Annotated in this window: 14 protein-coding genes, 1 pseudogene and 1 riboswitch; of the genes and pseudogenes, 3 read left to right on the top strand and 12 right to left on the bottom strand. The window is 72.1% G+C overall.

Going from position 1 to position 19,360, the window contains the following annotated elements; genetic code table 11:
• Positions 1-715 precede the first annotated feature (715 nt).
• From dnaE to C1701_RS20165, 3 genes are all read left to right on the top strand, one after another.
• Positions 716-4,282 carry a DNA polymerase III subunit alpha gene (dnaE, locus tag C1701_RS20175; protein ID WP_026420031.1) on the top strand — a complete coding sequence of 1,189 codons (3,567 nt, stop codon included), beginning with the start codon at positions 716-718 and terminating at the stop codon, positions 4,280-4,282.
• Positions 4,283-4,562: 280 nt separating this feature from the next.
• Entirely contained in the window at positions 4,563-5,414 is an 852-nt protein-coding gene (locus C1701_RS20170) for a DUF4253 domain-containing protein (protein WP_103056435.1), read from the top strand.
• A 102-nt stretch (positions 5,415-5,516) separates the two neighbouring features.
• Positions 5,517-6,566: an AsnC family protein gene (locus C1701_RS20165; protein ID WP_103056434.1), complete on the top strand. Its 1,050-nt coding sequence runs from the start codon at positions 5,517-5,519 to the stop codon at positions 6,564-6,566.
• 57 nt (positions 6,567-6,623) lie between these two features.
• On the opposite strand, the gene C1701_RS20160 is transcribed toward C1701_RS20165, so the two are convergent.
• The 12 genes and pseudogenes from C1701_RS20160 to pgeF all read right to left on the bottom strand — a co-directional run bounded on the left by C1701_RS20160 (position 6,624) and on the right by pgeF (position 19,218).
• A complete protein-coding gene (locus C1701_RS20160) occupies positions 6,624-7,001 on the bottom strand; it encodes a hypothetical protein (RefSeq protein WP_155886228.1) in 378 nt (125 codons plus the stop codon).
• A 186-nt stretch (positions 7,002-7,187) separates the two neighbouring features.
• Positions 7,188-8,117, bottom strand: coding sequence for an RluA family pseudouridine synthase (locus C1701_RS20155; protein ID WP_026420027.1), 930 nt, complete (start codon positions 8,115-8,117; stop codon positions 7,188-7,190).
• Positions 8,114-8,650 (bottom strand): signal peptidase II, encoded by a 537-nt coding sequence (lspA, locus tag C1701_RS20150; protein WP_030105869.1) that lies wholly within the window; start codon positions 8,648-8,650, stop codon positions 8,114-8,116. The genes C1701_RS20155 and lspA overlap by 4 nt, the downstream gene beginning before the upstream one ends.
• Before the next feature lie 227 nt (positions 8,651-8,877).
• Complete coding sequence (locus C1701_RS20145; protein ID WP_103056433.1) at positions 8,878-10,254, bottom strand: aminotransferase class V-fold PLP-dependent enzyme; 1,377 nt, start codon at positions 10,252-10,254, stop codon at positions 8,878-8,880.
• Between the two features lie 39 nt (positions 10,255-10,293).
• Positions 10,294-10,407, bottom strand: a riboswitch (SAM riboswitch).
• A gap of 148 nt (positions 10,408-10,555) precedes the next feature.
• Positions 10,556-10,837, bottom strand: a complete 282-nt coding sequence (locus tag C1701_RS20140) for a DUF167 domain-containing protein (protein ID WP_103057122.1) — start codon at positions 10,835-10,837, stop codon at positions 10,556-10,558.
• A gap of 347 nt (positions 10,838-11,184) precedes the next feature.
• Positions 11,185-11,401: pseudogene (locus C1701_RS28200) on the bottom strand (MFS transporter); the annotation flags it as partial.
• 674 nt (positions 11,402-12,075) lie between these two features.
• The gene (ileS, locus tag C1701_RS20135) at positions 12,076-15,330 is read right to left on the bottom strand and encodes an isoleucine--tRNA ligase (RefSeq protein WP_030225485.1); all 3,255 of its coding nucleotides are present in this window, start codon (positions 15,328-15,330) and stop codon (positions 12,076-12,078) included.
• A gap of 515 nt (positions 15,331-15,845) precedes the next feature.
• The gene (wag31, locus tag C1701_RS20130) at positions 15,846-16,655 is read right to left on the bottom strand and encodes a DivIVA-like cell division protein Wag31 (protein ID WP_026420023.1); all 810 of its coding nucleotides are present in this window, start codon (positions 16,653-16,655) and stop codon (positions 15,846-15,848) included.
• Between the two features lie 78 nt (positions 16,656-16,733).
• The gene (locus C1701_RS20125) at positions 16,734-17,018 is read right to left on the bottom strand and encodes a YggT family protein (protein ID WP_026065904.1); all 285 of its coding nucleotides are present in this window, start codon (positions 17,016-17,018) and stop codon (positions 16,734-16,736) included.
• A gap of 20 nt (positions 17,019-17,038) precedes the next feature.
• Positions 17,039-17,671 carry a cell division protein SepF gene (locus C1701_RS20120; RefSeq protein ID WP_026420022.1) on the bottom strand — a complete coding sequence of 211 codons (633 nt, stop codon included), beginning with the start codon at positions 17,669-17,671 and terminating at the stop codon, positions 17,039-17,041.
• A gap of 105 nt (positions 17,672-17,776) precedes the next feature.
• Positions 17,777-18,508, bottom strand: a complete 732-nt coding sequence (locus C1701_RS20115; protein WP_026420021.1) for a YggS family pyridoxal phosphate-dependent enzyme — start codon at positions 18,506-18,508, stop codon at positions 17,777-17,779.
• Positions 18,509-18,510: 2 nt separating this feature from the next.
• Entirely contained in the window at positions 18,511-19,218 is a 708-nt protein-coding gene (gene pgeF / locus C1701_RS20110) for a peptidoglycan editing factor PgeF (RefSeq protein ID WP_026420020.1), read from the bottom strand.
• Positions 19,219-19,360: the final 142 nt, after the last annotated feature.

Below are 19,360 nucleotides of genomic sequence, written 5' to 3'. Positions count from 1 at the left end.
CGTCTCGATGGCTCGGAGTAAACGGCCAATCACGGGAAGCCGCCGGAACTACTCCGCTCGGCCCAGCGCGGGGTCCGCGGGCGGCACGGCCGCTACTCCCCCTGGCGGGTGCGGCGGTCCGCTCGGGCGCGGGGGCATGGGGCGCCCGGACCAGCGGGGGCGTCCGCCCGCGAGCCGCCCTCCCCGCCGGCCTCGCCCGGGCTGGCGCGCTCTCCCGGCGAGGCACGCGGCCGGTCGCCGCGACCCCGGAACCGACGGCTGGTCCCACGCCTCCCCGCCACCTCGATCACCACCCGAGCCGGTCACGGCGAGCACCGGCGCGCGGTCGTCACCGCCCCGGCCGCACCGGGTCGATGGGCCGGCCCAGGCCGACACGCCGGTCATGCTCCGACCCCTCCTCGACGATCATGCGGTGCCCGCCGGGCCTGACGGGACGTCACGTTGCCGGTTCAACCAACTACCACCCGTCGCCACCCCCGATCAACCTCGGGGGGCGGGTGGGACTCGCCAGCCACGCCACCCCGCCACACCCGAGGGGCGTCGTGGCCTCGCCCCACGCCGTCCCACCGTGCGGTGGGACACCCCGAACCGAGGGCGACACCCCGGGTGGGGTGCTCTCGTCGCGGCACGGCCAGGACATAGGCTGGGCGCTTCTCCCGCGCGGCCCGCACCGCCGCCCCCGCGCGCCGTCGACACGCCCCGGAGGTCCCTGCCCGTGCCCGGTGACTCCTTCGTCCACCTGCATGTCCACACCGAGTACTCGATGCTGGACGGAGCGGCCAAGATGGCGCCGCTGTTCGCCGAGGCCAAGAGACTCGGGATGCCGGCGGTCGGCATGACCGACCACGGGAACATGTACGGGGCCGACGAGTTCTACCAACAGTCGAAGAAGGCGGGCATCAAGCCGATCATCGGGATCGAGGCCTACCTCGCTCCCGGCAGCCGGTTCCACAAGAAGCCGGTGTTCTGGGGCCAGTCCCACCAGCGCTCCACGGACCAGTTCGGTGAGGGCGGTGACGTCTCCGGTGGGGGTGCGTACACCCACATGACGATGCTGGCCGGCGACGCCACCGGCCTGCGGAACCTCTTCAAGCTGTCCTCGCTGGCCTCCATCGAGGGCTACTACCGCAAGCCCCGGATGGACCGCGACCTGATCGCGGAAAACAGCCAGGGCATCATCGCCACCACCGGCTGCCCCTCCGGCGAGGTCCAGACCCGGCTGCGACTGGGCCAGTACGACGAGGCCATCCAGGCCGCCAGCGACTACAAGGACATCTTCGGCGCCGACAACTTCTTCGTCGAGCTGATGGACCACGGGCTAGCCATCGAACGCTCGGTGCGGGAGGGGCTGCTCGACATCGCCAAACGGCTCGAACTGCGGCCGTTGGCCACCAACGACTCGCACTACGTCACCAAGGACCAGGCGGAGTCGCACTCCGCCCTGCTGTGCGTGCAGTCCGGCAAGACTCTCTCCGACCCGAACCGCTTCAAGTTCGACGGCGACGGCTACTTCCTGAAGTCGGCCGAGGAGATGCGGGCGTTCTGGGACAAGGAGGTCCCCGGCGCGTCCGAGTCGACACTGCTGATCGCCGAGCGGGTCGAGTCCTACGCCGAGGTCTACGAGCACCGCGACCGGATGCCCGTCTTCGACGTGCCCGAGGGCGAGACGCAGGAGTCCTGGCTGCACCGGGAGGTGATGAAGGGGCTGGACTGGCGCTTCCCGGAGGGCGTGCCCGACGGCTACCACGAGCGGGCCGAGTTCGAGCTGAGCGTCATCGCGCAGAAGGGCTTCCCCGCCTACTTCCTCGTCGTGGGTGACCTCGTCCAGCACGCCAAGGAGATCGGCATCCGCGTCGGCCCCGGTCGTGGTTCCGCGGCGGGTTCCCTGGTGGCGTACGCCCTGGGGATCACCAACCTGGACCCGATCCCCCAGGGACTGCTCTTCGAACGGTTCCTCAACCCCGAGCGCGCGTCGATGCCCGACATCGACATCGACTTCGACGACCGCCGCCGGGGTGAGATGGTCCGCTACGCCACGGAGAAGTACGGCGCCGACCGCGTCGCGCAGGTCATCACCTTCGGCACGATCAAGACCAAGGCGGCGATCAAGGACTCCGCCCGGGTGCACTTCGGTCAGCCCGGTTACGCGATCGCGGACCGGATCTCCAAGGCCCTGCCCCCGCCGGTGGCCGCCAAGGACATCCCGCTGGCCGGCATCGTCAACCCGGAGCACGAGCGGTACCCCGAGGCCGCCGAGGTGCGCACCCTGATCGAGACGGACGCGGAGGTCTCCAAGATCTTCGAGACCGCCCGTGGTCTGGAGGGCCTGATCCGCAACGCGGGCGTGCACGCCTGCGCGGTGATCATGTCCTCCGAACCGCTGATGGACGCCATCCCGCTGTGGCAGCGGGACGACGGGTCGATCATCACCGGCTGGGACTACCCGTCCTGCGAGGCCATCGGCCTGTTGAAGATGGACTTCCTCGGGCTGCGGAACCTCACCATCATCAACGACGCCATCGACAACATCAGGGCGAACCGGGGCGACGAGATCGACCTCGACGTGCTGGGCCTGACGGACACGAGGACCTTCGAGCTGCTGGGGCGCGGGGACGCGCTCGGCGTGTTCCAGCTCGAGGGCGGCGCCATGCGGGACCTGCTGCGCAGGATGCAGCCCACCGAGTTCAGCGACATCATCGCCGTCAACGCCCTCTACCGCCCGGGCCCGATGGCGATGAACAGCCACAACAACTACGCCGACCGCAAGAACGGCCGCCAGGAGATCACCCCGATCCATCCCGAGCTGGCTGAACCGTTGGAGGAGATCCTCTCCGAGACCTACGGCCTGATCGTGTACCAGGAGCAGATCATGCGCATCGCGCAGAAGGTCGCCGGGTACTCGATGGGACGCGCGGACGTGCTCCGCAAGGCGATGGGCAAGAAGAAGCTGGAGGTGCTCGAGAAGGAGTTCGAGGGCTTCCAGGCCGGGATGCGGGAGAAGGGTTTCTCCGACGAGGCCATCAAGACGCTCTGGGACACGATCCTGCCGTTCGCCGGTTACGCGTTCAACAAGTCCCACGCCGCCGGCTACGCCCTGGTCTCCTACTGGACCGCCTATCTCAAGGCCAACTACCAGGCCGAGTACATGGCCGCCCTGCTCACCTCGGTCGCCGACAACAAGGACAAGTCCGCGGTCTACCTCTCCGAGTGCCGCCGCCTCGGCATCCAGGTGCTGGCTCCCGACGTCAACGAGTCGGCGCTGCGCTTCGCCGCCGTGGGGACCGACATCCGCTACGGCCTCGGCGGCATCCGCAACGTCGGCGGCAACGTCGTGCAGTCGATCATCGACACGCGGAAGAAGAAGGGCGCCTACACCTCCTTCAACGACTTCCTCACCAAGTCGGAGATCGTCAGCTGCAACAAGCGGGTGATCGAGTCGCTGATCAAGGCCGGTGGGTTCGACTCGCTCGGCCACTCGCGCCGCTCGCTGATCGAACACCACGAGGCTGCCGTCGACGCCGTGATCGGCCTCAAGCGGCAGGAGGCGATGGGCCAGTTCGACCTGTTCGGCGGTGGCGACGACACGCCGGCCAGCGAGGACGCCTCCCCGCTGGCGCACCTCACCTACACCCCCGAGGAGTGGCCCCGCAAGCAGAAGCTGGCCTACGAACGGGAGATGCTGGGGCTCTACGTGTCGGCGCACCCCCTGGACGGGGCGGAGCGCATCCTGCGCAAGCAGGCCCCCCGGGACATCGCCGCCCTGCTCAACGACCCACCGAAGGAGGGGGAGGTCATCATCGCCGGCATGATCTCCTCGGTCGAGCGGCGGGTCAACAAGAACGGCGAGCCCTGGGCGATCACGACCGTGGAGGACCTGGACGCCTCCATCGAGGTGCTGTTCTTCCCCAAGTCCTACGCGGTGCTCGGCCAGGACCTCGTGGAGGACACCGCCGTGGCGGTCAAGGGCCGGGTCAACTGGCGCGAGGACAAGATGAGCATCTTCGGTTCCGGGGTGATCCCGCTGGACATCAGCGAGGCGGAGAACAACCCCGGCGTCGAACCACCGTTGACGCTGCTGGTCAAGTCCGAACTGATCACCGAGGAGGTGGTCAGCGACCTCAAGCAGGCGCTGCGCGCCCACCCGGGGGAGACCCCGGTGCGGCTGAAGCTGCACTACCAGCACAAGACGGCCATGCTGGCCGTGGACGACTACCCGATCTCCACCTCGCCGGCCTTCTTCGGAGAGCTGAAGGCGATCCCGGGCGTCACGATCAGCGCCTGAGGCCACACCACCGAGGGGCCCGTTCCCGCGCGTCGGGGGCGGGCCCCGTCGCACGCCCGCCCGGACCGCCTCGCCGAGGTTCACCGGCCTGCCCGACTGGCCCCCTCGCGGGTGATCTTCCTCGTCCGACAGCCGCCACGTCCCGCACCCTGCGTGGTCGCGCGCGGCCGCGGCCCCCACGATCTGATGATCACGCTCGTCGTCGGTTTGGCGTGAGAATATCGGCAGGCCCAACGCAAGGGGCGACCCGAGCACTGGACGACATCCGGGAGAACCCGACGTGGTGGATCAGGCGGACACGAGATCACTGCCGGACGAGTTGGCGGCCCTGTTCCCCGAGGGCGGGGACGGGCGGCCCCTCCCACCGGACCTGCCGCCGGGCGAGCTCATCTGGGCCGACGAGAGCTTCGCCCGCTACCGGCTGTCCACCGTGCGGCCCGCGCTGTGGCTCAGCCGGGACCCCGCCGGGGCTGGGACGTGGGCCCGGTACCGCGCCCTCCACCCCGAGACCGGGCTGTGGCCGCTGCTGCTGCGCCCCAGTGACCTCCAGGGCGGTGAGCCGTGGGAGACCGGGGAGCTCGCTCCCGAACCGGTGTCCCGCGTCGACCGGCACGACGCGCGGGCCCTGATGGCGGAGTGGTGGGCCGAATCGGCCGCCCCGTCCGGCGGCGGACACGACGTCAGCGAACAGCTGCTGCCCTTCGGCCCCGACTTCCCCGGCCTCGCCCCCAGGGCCGTGCCCGACCGCCCCCCGGAGGAGGTCGCCGACTGGCTGGCCGGTGAACTGACCGACGGGGTGGCTCGGCTGGGGCTCGTCGCGGCGTCGCGCGGCGCGGACGCGCTCGCCCAGATCGGCTGGATGGGGCCGGTGAACTACTCGGAGCGCACCGCCCCCCTGTCGGCGATCCTGCGCAGCTGGGAGGACCGGTTCGGGGTGCGCGTCGTCCGGCTCGGGTTCGACACCCTGGACCTCAGCGTGGCGGCGCCGCCCAAGACCCCGGAGCACGCCCTGGCCGTGGCGGCCGAGCACTGGTCGTTCTGCCCCGACAGCATCGACCAGGGGGTCGGCAACCTGGGCGACTACGCCCGGCAGATCGTGGGGCACCACTCCTGGACCTTCTGGTGGGAATGATGCCGCCGCACCCCCGTTCCCGCGCCGTCCCGCTACGGGAACGAGCCACCGTTGTCGGCTCCGCCCGGTGGGCGGCCCCCATGATTAGGTAGCGTGCCTGACGTGGTTGGTCCTGATCCCGTCGACACCCGGTTACTCGCGTTGATCGCCGAGGCCGGTCGCGCGTCCGTCACCGACATGGCGCACCGGTTGGGCATGGACGTGCGGGAGGTGGCCGCCCGCCTGGCGGCCCTGTCCGCCGCCGGCCTCCCCCTGGTGGTCGGGGTGGAGTGCGACCAACAGGCCATCCGCAACGTGTTGATGGCGGCCGGAGCCTGGGCGCAGCACCAGTACCAGTCCTACCCGCCCGGCCCGCCACCGGGCTACCCGGCGCCAGCCCCGCCCGGCTACCCGGTGCACGGCACGCCCAGCGGCTCCTACCCTCCCCCGGGCAGCGGTAGCGGCCCCTACCCCCCGCCGGGCAGCGCCAGCGGGGCCTACCCCCCGGCGCACCACCCCGGCGCGGCCAGCGGTCCCTACCCGCACCCGGCACCCGGCTTCCCACCGCCGGGGCAGGCGCCACCCAGCGGCCCGTTCCCCGCACCGCCGCCAGGCCCGGCCGCGCCCCCGCACCCGGCTCCGGCCGCGCAGGAGGGGGCGCCCTCGGATCCCGCCAGCGTGTGGGGTCCACCGCAGTCGGCGTCGTGGGCGAGAGGGGACGGCCCTCCGGCTGCCACCCCCACCCCACCCCGGGCCGGTCAGGTCGGGACGGCCCTGGAGACGCACGGCGTCGAGGGCGAACGCGTCCGCATCCAGCTCCTGGAGGTCGTCGACCCGGCGAACTTCCTGTTCGAGGCAGCCGGGTACACCCTCCAGGAGGGCGAACGCGCCGTCGTCGTCCACACCGAGATCACCAACCAGGGCCCCCTGCCGTTCGCGGCCCTGCCCGACCTGTACCTCGTCCTGGTGACCGAGGACGACCAACCGGTGTCGAAGGCCCCCGTGTCCCTGTCCTCCCGGCCCGCCTACCGCATCGGAGTGGGACCCGGGGAGACCGCCGGCGGCCACTCGGTGTACGTGCTGCCCGACACCACCCGGGTCACCTCCGTCCGCTGGAGCCCCGGACCCGACCCCGACCACCGCACCCTGACCTGGACCGTCGACGAGGACTGAGCGGGCCGCCCGCGCGGCGCCGGCCCCGGAGGGTGACGCCGGCGAAGCTCCGCCCGGTCAGGCGTCGCGGCGGCCGAACATGCGGCCGACCCAGCCAGCCCTGCCGTCGGGCTCCTCCCGGTCGTCGTCACGGCTCCGGCTGAACGTCGGCCAGTCCCGGGTCTCGCCCTCGACCGACTCGGGCGCCTCGGCCCCGATCACCGCCGGCGCCGCCTGGCCAGCCGCCGTCTGGTCCACCAGCGGTCGCGGGGTCGGCTCGGTCGGCGGGTCGAAGGGGTCCCGCCGACCGCCCCCGGCCATCGACGCGCCGCCGGCCGAGGCCCCCACGGCCACCGGTGGCAGCGCGAACCCCATCGGCGGGGTGGGCGGTTCCTCCGGCCCCGCCAGCCTTCCGCGTCCCGCCTCGATGTACTGCTCGTCTCGTCCTTGCCGCACGACGTCTCCCCAGTCGGTCCCGTTCGGGCTCACAGCCGTCCCCACCACGCTAGACGGTGACGGCGCATGATCCACCCATTCCGGTCACTTCGTCCCGAGGTCGTGGCCGACCCGTTGCGTCGGCACACGCCCGACCGGCTGGGCCCGGGCCGGGACAGCCCGCGCCAGGGGACCACCGCCCGGCGGTCAACTCTCCGAACGCAGCCGCCGCAACGCCTCGGCGAGGTCGTCCGGGTACTCGCTGGTGAACTCCACCCACTCCCCCGTGCCCGGGTGGTCGAACCCGAGCCGCCTGGCGTGCAGCCACTGCCGCGTCAGCCCCAGCCGCTGGGCGAGGGTGGGGTCGGCACCGTAGGTGAGGTCACCGGCGCAGGGGTGCCGCAGCGCGGCGAAGTGCACCCGGATCTGGTGCGTCCGCCCGGTCTCCAGCCGCACCTCGGCCAACGAGGCGGCCCGGAAGGCCTCCACCACCTCGTAGTGGGTGACGCTGGGCTTGCCCCCCGCCACCACCGCGAACTTGTAGTCGTGCCGGGGATGCCGGTCGATTGGGGCGTCGATGGTGCCGTTGGTCGGATCAGGGTGACCCTGGACCACCGCGTGGTAGATCTTGGAGACCGTCCGCTCCTTGAACGCCCGCTTCAGGGTCGAGTACGCGGTCTCGCTCTTGGCGACCACCATCACCCCGGTGGTGCCCACGTCGAGCCGGTGCACCACCCCCTGCCTCTCGGCGGCACCGGACGTCGCGATCCGCAACCCCATCGCCGCCAGCCCCGCCAGGACCGTCGGCCCGGTCCAGCCCGGGCTCGGGTGGACGGCGACCCCGACCGGCTTGTCGACGACAGCCACGTCCTCGTCCTCGTGGAGGATCCGCAAGCCCGGCACCGGCTCGGGTGCGGCCACGACCGGCCGCTCCGGCTGGGGGAGCTGGACCTCCATCCACGAACCGGCCACCAGCCGGTCCGACTTGCCCGCGGGAGCACCGTCGATCACCACGCCACCGGACTCGGCGATCGAGACCACGGCCGTCCGTGACAGACCGAGCAGCTTCGCCAGGCCGGCGTCGACCCGCATCCCGTCGAGTCCGTCGGGCACCGGAAAGGTGCGGGTGTCGCTCATCGCTGGTCGTCTCCCTCGGCGGTGGTCGTCTTCTCCTGGTCGGCGCGCCCCCGGACGGTGCTCCCGTCGTAGTCCCGGCCGAGCACGGCCAGCACCACCAGCAGCGCCACCCCGCCCACCAGCGCGGAGTCGGCGACGTTGAACACCGGCCACACGCTGCCGTCAGGAGCGAACAACGAGACGAAGTCCACGACGTGGCCGTGCAGGGGCGCCGGGGAACGGAAGATCCGGTCCGCGAGGTTGCCCAGCGCACCGCCCAGCATGAGGCCCAACCCCAGGGCCCAACCCACCGAGCGCAACCGGGGCGCGATCCAGATGATACCCACGACCACGCCGACGGCGACCAGGGTCAGCAGCCACGTCATGCCCGTCGCCATCGAGAAGGCGGCGCCGGGGTTGCGCAGCAGCACCAGGTACACACCGCCACCGAGCAGCCGCACCGGCTCCCGCCCCTCCAGCTGGGCGACGGCCACGACCTTGGTGACGAGGTCGAGGGCGAACGCCACCCCGGCCACCACCGCGAGCAGGCCCACCCGTCGTCTCGGCGACCCCCCACCAGGGGGCACGGCGGGCCCGCTGGGTCCGCCGACGGCTCCCGCGTCGGCGTTGGCGGGATCGTCGTCGGCGTTGGACCCCGCAGGGCCGGTCTCGGTCACCCAGTCATTGTGACCTACCGGCATCGACGCTGGTCACAGGCGTCGACACCGGCCAGCGGGCGCTGGTCGGGCAGCCCCGGGCCGCTCGGTGGGGCCACCCGCGCTCAGGCGGGCCCGTCCCCCAGGAGCCCGACCGGCAACCGCCGGGGGTCCGGGACGGGCACCCAGCGCCCGTCCCGCTGGGCATAGGACCAGGCCGGCCCCGAGGCCACCACCGCCCGGAGCGCGGCGAGCAGGCGGTCGACGTGCTCCTCGGTGGCTCCCAGGCCCACGCTGACCCGCACCGCGCGTCCCCCACCGACCCCCGCCCGGGCCAGCAGGCGCTCGGTCGCGACGTGCGCGCAGAACGCCCCGTCCCGCACCCCGATCCCGTACTCCGCCGACAGCGCGGCGGCCAGCAACCCCGGGTCGATCCCGTCGACGCCGAAGCTGACGACGCCCACCGAGGGGGTGGCATCGTCGAACAGCCGCAGCGGACGCACCCCCGGCACGGCCGCGACGCCCTCCCGCAGTGCTCCCGCCAGCCGGTCCTCGTGCTCGGCCACCCCCCGCCAGTGCCCCGACAGCGTCTCGCAGGCCACCGCGAGCGCGTGCGCTCCCACCACGTTCGGCGTCCCGGCCTCCTGGCGCTCCACACCGGCCGCCCAGGTCACCCGCAGATCAGCTCCCACGGACTCCACCAGGGCCGACGCTCCTCCACCCCGCAGGTACGGCGGCGCCGACCGCAGCAGGCGCGCGGGCCCCGTCAGCGCCCCGCAGCCGAAGGGCGCGTAGGCCTTGTGCCCGGAGAAGGCGAGGAAGTCCACCCCGAGCTCGGACACCGACACGGGCCGGTGGGGCGCCCACTGCGCGGCGTCGAGGACGGACAGGGCTCCGTGCCGACGGCTGACCTCGGCCAACTCGGCCACCGGCCACAGTTCACCTGTGACGTTCGACGCGGCGGTGAGCACCACGGCGACCCGGTCACCGTCGGCGACCAGCCCGGACAGCTCCGCCTCCAGCGCCGCCACCGCCTCACCCCGGGTACGCGGCGCGCGGACGCGGCGCACCCGGCGGCCGGCCCAGGGCAGCAGCGCCGCGTGGTGGTCGGTGTCGAAGGTGACCACCACGGTCCCCACCGGCAACACGGCGGCGACCAGGTTCATCGCGTCGGTGGTGTTGCGGGTGAACACCACGTCGTGGTCGGGCGGGGCGTCGACGAACCGGCGCACCGTCGCCCGCGCGTTCTCGTAGATCCTCGTCGACGCCTGCGACAGCAACCCGGCTCCCCGGTGGACGCTCGCGTACCAGGGCAGGACCGCGTCGACGGCGTCCCGCACCGCCTCAAGGCAGGGGGCGCTCGCCGCGTGGTCGAGGTTCGCGTACGGGACATCCCCGCCGGTCACCAGCGGGACCCGCAGGTCCGCACCGACCACCGGCGGCAGGGCCGACGCGGGGGGCGCGAGGCGGGACGGGCGGGCGGTGGTGGGTGCGGACGACATGGCACGACCTCCTCGGATCCAGGGGGGACCCGGTGGTAGGCCCCGCGCTTGCCCGACACCACACGGCTCGGGCCTGGTCCTCACCCGGAGCACCCCACCGCGGAGGAGGGTTGCCGGCCAGCGAGCCGGGGCTTGGCGCTGGCGCTCATGACCTGCGGCAGAACCTAACCGCCGCCGCCCGACCTGTCCAGCGGGCCTCCCAGCCACTGGGAGCCGGCCCGACCGCACCCACCGGAACAGCCACCCCCGCGCTGGACCCGCCCGGGCACCGTCGTCCGCCCCTCCTCGGTCGCCGCCGGCATCAGCCCTCCAGCAGGGTGCGCAGGCGGTCCTCGGCCGCGGTCTCGTCGAGGTCGACGACCAGCCACTTGTCCCGACCGCGTTCCCCGGCGTCCACTCGCACGGCTTGGCGGCGGACACCGAACGCGTCCGCCACCGCGCGGCGGAGCGCCTCATTGGCCTTGCCCTCGACCGCCGGGGCGGCCACCGCCACCACCAACGCCGGCCCCAGGACCCCGTCCCACCTGCCCCCGACGACGTTTCGTCGCGCGCCGGGTTTGACACGCACCGCGAAACGGAACACGACCGTCCACCTCCTCCGCCGGGCGTCCCGACCGGCCGCCCGCACCGACCACCCTGCCCCGACACGCGAGCCGAGCGCGGTCGGGGTGCTGGTGGGCCCGCGGCGGGCGAGCCGCCCAATCAGTGCCGCTGTCTCGTCAGGTCCAGGGACCGGGGCACCAGGAGGCAGGCCACGACTGGCACCGCCAGGAGGGTCACCGTCGCCAGCGACTCGCCGAACGCCGCCCTCGCCAGCCGCACCCACCTCGGGCACCCCGGACTCCGAGGACAGCTCCAGGACCGCGGCGAGGGGCTCCCCGGCCGGACCGGCGTCAACACCCCCGACATCGGCCTCCCCCAGCCCGACTTCCAGTTGGGCGCGGTAGAACACTGAGGCCAGACTGCCGAGCACGGCGACGCCGAGCACGGTGCCGAGGTCGTAGGCGGTCTCCTCGATGGCGGCGGCGTTGCCGGCCTTCTCCGGGGGTGTTCCGGACATGATGATGGCCGAGGCGATGGCCAGTGATCCCGCGCCAGCGCCCAACAGGGCCAGCCCGATCGCCAGGTTCGGGTAGGAGAGGGGATTGGGCGCCACGGGCAGCAGCAGGAACCCGACTCCGGCGACCGCGAGCCCGCCGGCCCTGGCCGAGGGGCGGACCTGACCGGAAGCTGAGGTGATCCGCGCGGACGGCGACACCGACGGCTGGATGGCGTCGGTGGATCACCGGCGCGGTCGCGGTGCGTGCACCTACGGGACGGAGGGCTGGTTTCAACCAGAACTGACCTGATGGATCGCGTCGACCAGTGGGTACGCGACGGCCCGGTGCCACCGAGGTGGCGGTGCGGGAACAGGGGCGGGGACCGCCCCTGGGACAGACGCGTCCCGGCTCACGGGAGCGGCCACCACACCGGGCAGGCGGCCGCCGGGGCCTGCGACCCCTCGTCGACGGGCCTCGGCTGACGGCCCCGCACCGGGGACCGCGCCCCACCGGCTCCCCTTCCCGGCATGGGAGGGCGGGACGGCCCGTCCGTCCCCCCGCACGACCACCACGGCCCACCCGCACCGCTCGCCACGCCCGAGCGGGGGCGCCCATGGCGCGGCGGACGACCGGTTCGCCCAGTCCCGGCGGGAGCGGGACGGGACGACGGCCCCGACTGCCGCGCCGGTCGGTCACCGGCCCGGCGGCCGGGACCTCGTCGGTGGTCCCGCCGGGCGCCGCCGGGCGGGACACGTTCCCACCGGCCGCGGCGCCCGAGGGCTCACACCCTGGTCACGGAGACCCGCACGGAGGTCCCCTCGCCCACCGTGCCGGTGAGCGCGGGCGCACCCTCCTCGATGGCGGTGGACAGCGACACCGCCAGGGTCTCGCCCCGCACGAACTCCTCGTGGGCGGTCACCGCCGCCACCAGGTCCGCCGGCACCTCGACCGCCAACCCGATCCGGTCCGAGACGTCGAGACCCGCGTCGCGGCGGGCCTGCTGCACGACGCGGACCAGGTCGCGGGCGACGCCCTCGGCCGCCAGTTCCGGTGTCACCTCGGTGTCCAGGGCGACCAGCCCCGCGTTACCCGGCAGGGACTCGACGTCGTCCACGTTCTTCGCCAGCCGCTGCTCGTACTCGCCCGGCAGCAGCTCCACACCGGCGACGACCACCGTGCCGTCCTCGGCCTCGTGCCACTCCCCCGCCTTGGCCGCGCGGATGACCTTCTGCACGTCCCGGCCCAGTCGGGGGCCGGCCACCCTGGCGTTGACCGCGAGCTCGAAGGAACCGTACGAGCTGCCGTCGTCGGTGAGCTCGACCTCCTTCACGTTGACCTCGTCCTTGATGAGGTCGGCGAAGGGCGCCAAGGCCCCCGGGTCGGCGACCACGGCGGTCAGCCTGGCGAGCGGGAGACGAACCCGGCGCCGCGCCGCCTTCCGCACGGCCAGGGCCGAGGAGCACACCTGCCGGACCTGGTCCATGGCCGCGACCAGGTCGGGATCCGAGGGCAGGGAGTCCGCGTCCGGCCAGTCCGTCAGGTGCACCGATCGGCCGCCGGTGAGGCCGCGCCACACCGCCTCCGAGGTCATCGGCAGCAGCGGGGCGACGACCCGGCAGGTCACCTCCAGCACCGTGTGCAGGGTGTCCACCGCCTCCTGGGACCCGGCCCAGAACCGGTCGCGGGACCGACGCACGTACCAGTTGGTGAGCACCTCCAGGAAGTCCTGGACCTCCGCGCACGCCGAGGCGATGTCGTAGTGGTCCAACCGCTCGGTGACCCGCCGCACCAGGTCGTGGGTCTTGGCGAGGACGTAGCGGTCGAGGACGTGCCGGGAGACGCCGCGCCCGGCGGCGGCCAGTTCCTCCCCGTCCGCGTAGGACACCCCGGTCAACGACTCCGCGTTGGCGTACAAGGACAGGAAGTACCAGGAGTTCCACAGCGGCAGCACCGCCTTGCGCAGCGACTCCCGGATTCCCCGTTCGGTCACGATCAGGTTGCCGCCGCGCAGGATGGGGCTCGCCATCAGGAACCAGCGCATGGCGTCGGAACCGTCGCGGTCGAAGACCTCGTTGACGTCCGGGTAGTTGCGCAGCGACTTGGACATCTTCTGCCCGTCGGAGCCGAGCACGATCCCGTGCGACACGCAGTTGCGGAACGCCGGCCGGTCGAAGAGCGCGGTCGCCAACACGTGCTGGGTGTAGAACCAGCCACGGGTCTGGCCGATGTACTCCACGATGAAGTCGCCGGGGTGGTGGTGTTCGAACCAGTCCGCGTTCTCGAACGGGTAGTGCACCTGCGCGTAGGGCATCGACCCGGAGTCGAACCAGACGTCGAGGACGTCCGGGACCCGGCGCATCGTGGACCGACCGGTGGGGTCGTCCGGGTTGGGTCGGGTCAGCTCGTCCACGTAGGGGCGGTGCAGATCGGTCAGCCGCACCCCGAAGTCCCGCTCCAACTCGTCCAGCGAACCGTACACGTCCACCCGGGGGTGGCTCGGGTCGTCGGAGACCCACACCGGGATCGGCGTACCCCAGTACCGGTTGCGGGAGATCGACCAGTCCCGGGCGCCGGCCAACCAGTTCCCGAACTGACCGTCCTTGACGTGCTCGGGGTACCAGGTGATCTCCTGGTTCAGCTCGACCATGCGGTCCTTGAACGCGGTCACCCGCACGAACCAGGAGGACACCGCCCGGTAGATCAGCGGGTTGCGGCACCGCCAGCAGTGGGGGTAGGCGTGGTCGTAGGTCTCGTGCCGCAGGAGCACCGCGCCCTGTTCGGAGGCGCCCTCGGTGCCGTCCCGCAGGTCGCGGATGATGTTCGGGTTGGCCTCGAAGACCTGCTGGCCCTCGTAGTCGGACACCTCGGAGGTGAAGCGGCCCCTGGCGTCGACCGGGGTCACCGGCTCGATGCCGGCGGCGTCGGTGACCGCCTTGTCCTCCTCACCGTAGGCGGGGGCGATGTGCACGACGCCGGTGCCGTCCTCGGTGGTCACGTAGTCGGCGGCGAGGACGCGGTGGGCGCCCTCGTGCCCGACGAAGTACGGGAACGGCGGCGCGTAGCGCAGCCCGAGCAGCTCGGAGCCGCTGTGGCGGGCCAGGACCAGCGGGTCCTCGCCGAGCTCCCTGGCGTAGGCGGCCAGGCGCGCCTCGGCCAGGACGAACCGCCGCCCGTCCGACTCCACCAGCACGTAGTCGACCTCGGGGTGGACCGCGGTCGCCAGGTTCGCCGGCAGGGTCCAGGGCGTGGTCGTCCAGATGAGCAGGTACGCGCCGTCGAGGGCGGAGTCGTTGCCGGTGACGCGGAAGCCCACGGTGACGGCGGGGTCCTGGCGGCGCTGGTAGACGTCGTCGTCCATCCGCAGTTCGTGGTTGGACAGCGGGGTCTCGTCCCGCCAGCAGTAGGGGAGCACCCGGTAGCCCTCGTAGACCAGCCCCTTGTCCCAGAGCTGCTTGAAGGCCCAGATCACCGACTCCATGTACCCGATGTCGAGGGTCTTGTAGTCGTTGTCGAAGTCCACCCACCGGGCCTGCCTGGTGACGTAGGACCGCCACTCGTCGGTGTAGCGGAGCACGGAGGACCGGCACGCCTCGTTGAAGGCGGCCACGCCCATCTCATCGATCTGCGACTTGTCGGTGATGCCCAGCTGCCGTTCGGCCTCCAGCTCGGCCGGCAGGCCGTGGGTGTCCCAACCGAAGCGGCGCTCGACGCGGCTGCCGCGCATCGTGCGGTAGCGGGGAACGACGTCCTTGACGTAGCCGGTCAGCAGGTGGCCGTAGTGCGGAAGACCGTTGGCGAAGGGCGGACCGTCGTAGAAGACGTACTCGTTGGCCCCGTTCTCGCCCGCCGGCCGCGCCTCGACGCTGGCGGCGAAGGTGCCGTCGGCAGCCCAGTAGTCGAGGACGGCGAGTTCGAGGTCGGGGAAGGAGGGCTGGGCCGGCACGCCGCGCCGCTCGTCGGCGGCCGTGGTCCCGTCGGCCGAACCGTCGGCCTCGGATCGCGGTGTTCCGGTGAGATGGACCCGGGGGTAGGCCATCGGTGTCGCTCCTTGGGGCGTCGTGGCTGGCGTCCTGCGCACGGACCGGAGTCTCAGGGACTCCAGCCCCCACGGGGACGACGCGCACTCGCAGGCGCACCGCGGTACCACCCCGCTTGCCGCCGTCGCCGGTACGACCGGCCGCGACGACCTCTCTTCTGGGCTGTGACGGGCCCACCCGTCCGGTTCTACTTGGCTCCCGCCCCAGGGGGCGGCGCCGTTCTTCCGGAGGCTCCCCGGTGATGGCCGGATCGGTGCCTGTGACGACCAGCATAGCGAGGGTCGCGAGCGGGAACGCGCACGGATGCCCTCCGCTGGCCCGACCCGCTCCGCCGGCGACGTCACACCTGCCCGGCGAGCTCGTCCTCGCTCTCCGGAGTGAGAGAACCCCGACCGAGTGCGCACTGATCACGGTCCGTTTTCACCGCAAGGAGTGAACAGCCGGCGGCCGGGCGACCCCTCGGGGGTCGCCCGGCGGACAGCTGGCAGTCAGCCCACAGCCGTGGGAACTCCGGTCAGCCGGCCTCCGCCCGCGTGCCGAAGGTGTAGCCGGACTGGTTGGCCCGCCCCTCGGGCACCGCCGAGCCCCGGTCCTCCAGCTCGCGGAGCTGCGAGTCCAGCATCGTCTTCAACCTGGTCCGGTACTCACGTTCGAAGGTGCGCAGCACCTCGATCTGCTTCTCCAGGCTGTTCTTCTCCTGGGTGATGCTCCCCATCACCTCGGCATGCTTGCGCTGGGCGTCCCGTTCCAGGCCGGTCGCCTTCTCCCTGGCCTGCCGCTCCAGCGTCTCGGACCGGGTCCTGGCCTCAGACACCATGGTCTCCGCGCGGGTCCTGGCCTCGTTGATCATGCTGTCGGCCTTCGTGCGCGCCTCCGAGAGCAACTGCTCGGACTTGGCCCGTGCCTCCGAGAGCATCCCGTCGGCCTCGGTCTTGGCCTCGCCGGTCAGGCGGTCGGCCATCTCCTGGGCGAGTCCCAGCACCTTGGCGGCCTGCACGTGGTGGTCGCCGCCCGGGGAGGTCTGCTCCATCGGGGTGGGCGGCGGGACCGGCGAGAGCCGACGCGGTTCGTCCACCGGCCGGACCGCGGTCACCGACCCGGCGTTCGCCCTGGCGTCCTCCAGGTCGGCCCTGGCGTTGTCGAGCTGCTGGTCGAGCTGCTCGACCTGGTTGCGGAGCTCGTTGTTCTCCTCGATGAGCCTGGCGAGCTCGGACTCAACCAGGTCGAGGAAGGCGTCCACCTCGTCCTCGTTGTAGCCCCGTTTACCGATCGGGGGCTTGCTGAACGCGACGTTGTGAACGTCGGCGGGGGTCAGAGACGGCATGGTCAGATCACCTCACGCACTCCTCGACTCTGCGGCACCTGGGCTCCCCGTAACCCCGTGTGCTCCAGTCGAAACCTGTTAGGAAGGCACAACCAGTTGCATCGCGATGAAGACAACCAGCAGTAGCACCATAATCGACAAGTCCAGCCCCACGCCGCCGATCCGAACGGTCGGGATGAGCCGACGCAGCGCACGAACGGGTGGGTCTGTCACTGTGTAGATGGTCTCCAGCGCGACCGCAACCCCTCCGTTGGGTCGCCACTCGCGGGCGAACGACCGCACGAGCTCGACCACGATCCTGGCCATCAGCAGCAGCCAGAAGAAGAACAACACGTAGTACAGGACGATCCGGACCGCATCCACGCTCTTCACTCTGCCACTAGTCAGCCGCGACCAAACAGCCCGCCCTCGGCGAGCTTCTTGCGCTGCTCGGCGGTGACGTCGACGTTGGCCGGTGAGAGCAAGAACACCTTCGTCGTGACCTTGTCGATCGACCCGCGCAGCGCGAACGCGAGGCCGGCGGCGAAGTCCACGAGACGCTGCGCGTCCGCGTCGGCCATCTCGGTGAGGTTGATGATGACCGGGGTGCCGTCACGGTAGTGCTCCCCGATCGTCCTGGCTTCCTTGTAGGTCTTCGGGTGCAGTGTCGTGATCCTGCTCATGACGCTGCTCGCCGGCTCCGGCGCCGGGCGGATCCGGGTAACGGGTTCCCGTTGCGGATCCACGGCCAGCGCTCCCCGGGTCGGCGCGTCCCCGCCCGACCACTGCCGCCGGGGCCAGGGGCGCTGCTCGCCCTCGGTGTAGTCCTCGTCGTCGTCCTCGAACTCGGCGGGGCGGTAACCGCCGCGGTAGGAGCTGGAGCGGCGGCCACGAGTAGCCGACCGGTCGCCGTAGGAGTCGTAGTCATCACCATCTTGGTACCCGTCCCGGTAGCCAGACGACGACTCGTCGTACGCCTCCAAGTCGTCGGTGGGGACCATTCCGAAGTAGGCCTTCAGCTTGTGCAACGCGCTCATGGACAGCCCTTCCCCGCCTCCCGGTCCGCCAGGCCGTCGGCCTCAGCTTCCCCCCGTACCACACGACTCGACGGCCATCCGACCGCCGTGGTTTCCCCGTCAACCTCAAGGCGAGGCTAACTTCCGGGTACCCAGCAGACCGGTTCCGACACGCACGAGGGTTGACCCCGCCGCGATGGCGTGTTCCATGTCCCCACTCATCCCGGCGGAGACTTCGGTGGCTCCTGGGTGGTGGCGCTGGATCTGATCGGACACGGTAGCGAGACTATGGAACGCCGTCAGGGGATTACCACCCAATGGCGCGACAGCCATCACTCCGCGCAGCCTCAGTTCACTCGCCTGGGCTACGGATTCCGCGAGAATTGTCACTTGCCCGGGTGGGCAACCACCACGGTCAGCATCCTCGTCGAGACTCACCTGGACCAGCACGTCCAGCGGCCGGCTCCGGTGGCCCTCGTCGAGGGCGGCCCGCACCCCGCCGCGCAACGCCTCGACGAGCCGGAGGCTGTCCACGGAGTGCACGACGTCCGCCCACCGGGCCACCGCCCGCGCCTTGTTCCGCTGGAGCCGGCCGACCATGTGCCAGCTCACGTCGAGCGCGGGCCGCAGCTCGCCGACCCGTCCGATCTTGGGCCGGGCTTCCTGGTCCCTGCTCTCCCCGAACTCGCTGAGGCCGAGGTCGGCCAACAGAGCCACGTCCTCCGCCGGGAAGTTCTTCGTGACGGCCAGCAGGCGCACCGAACCCGCCTCCCGGCCGGCCGCCCGTTCGGCGTCGGCCAGGCGACGGCGCACCGTCCGCAGTCGCTCCGCCAGTTCGCTGGCGCGGTCCTCGGTCACGGTCAGCTCCGTTCGAACCACGTCACCGCGGCGAACCGCCCGGTGGGGGCTCCCCGTCGGTGGCTGAACAGTTCCGGGGACTCCACCGTGCACCGGGGGTCCGCGCCGACCCGGCCCACGCCGGCCTCGGTCAGTTGGCCCAGTAGACCCGCCCGGAGGTCGAGACCGGGAGTTCCCCTGCGCGTGCGGCACGCCGTACCCGGAACGTGCCGCTCGACGTCGGCGCGCATCGCCTCCGGCACCTCGTAGCAGTCCCCGCACACCGCCGGGCCCAACAGCGCCTCGACATCGCCCACCCGCGCCCCGGCGCGTTCCATCGCGGCCAGGGTCGCCGGGAGCACGCCGACCCGGGTACCGATCCGTCCCGCGTGGACCGCGGCCACCACCCCGGCGACCGGGTCGGCGAGCAGGACCGGCACGCAGTCGGCCACCAGCACCACCAGTGCCAGCCCTGGTTCGGCCGTCACCAGGGCGTCGGTGGCCTCCACCGCCTCCGCGCGCGGGCCGTCCACGGTCGTCACGCCGCGGCCGTGCACCTGTTCCATCCACACCAGGCGGTCCGGGGGCAGCCCGAGCTCGTCGGCGAGGCGCCGGCGGTTCGCCGCGACGGCGGCGGGGTCGTCACCGACGTGGTCCCCCAGGTTGAAGGCCTGGTAGGGACCGGAGGAGCGACCGCCCTCCCTGGTGGTCACGATGCGGCGGACGCGCACGTGTCGGTCTTCCCTTCGCCCGGGTGTCGCACTGTCGAGAGTGATCTTAGGAAGAGCCGGGGTGGCCCGGACGCGGGAGTCCCGCCAACGGCGACCAACCCGCCCCGCGAACAGCGAAACGGCCGCCCCCCGGCTTGGACCG

Origin of the sequence: Actinoalloteichus sp. AHMU CJ021 (assembly GCF_002895405.1) — a bacterium.
GTDB lineage: Bacteria > Actinomycetota > Actinomycetes > Mycobacteriales > Pseudonocardiaceae > Actinoalloteichus_B > Actinoalloteichus_B caeruleus.
This window is presented reverse-complemented; position numbering and strand designations above follow the sequence as displayed.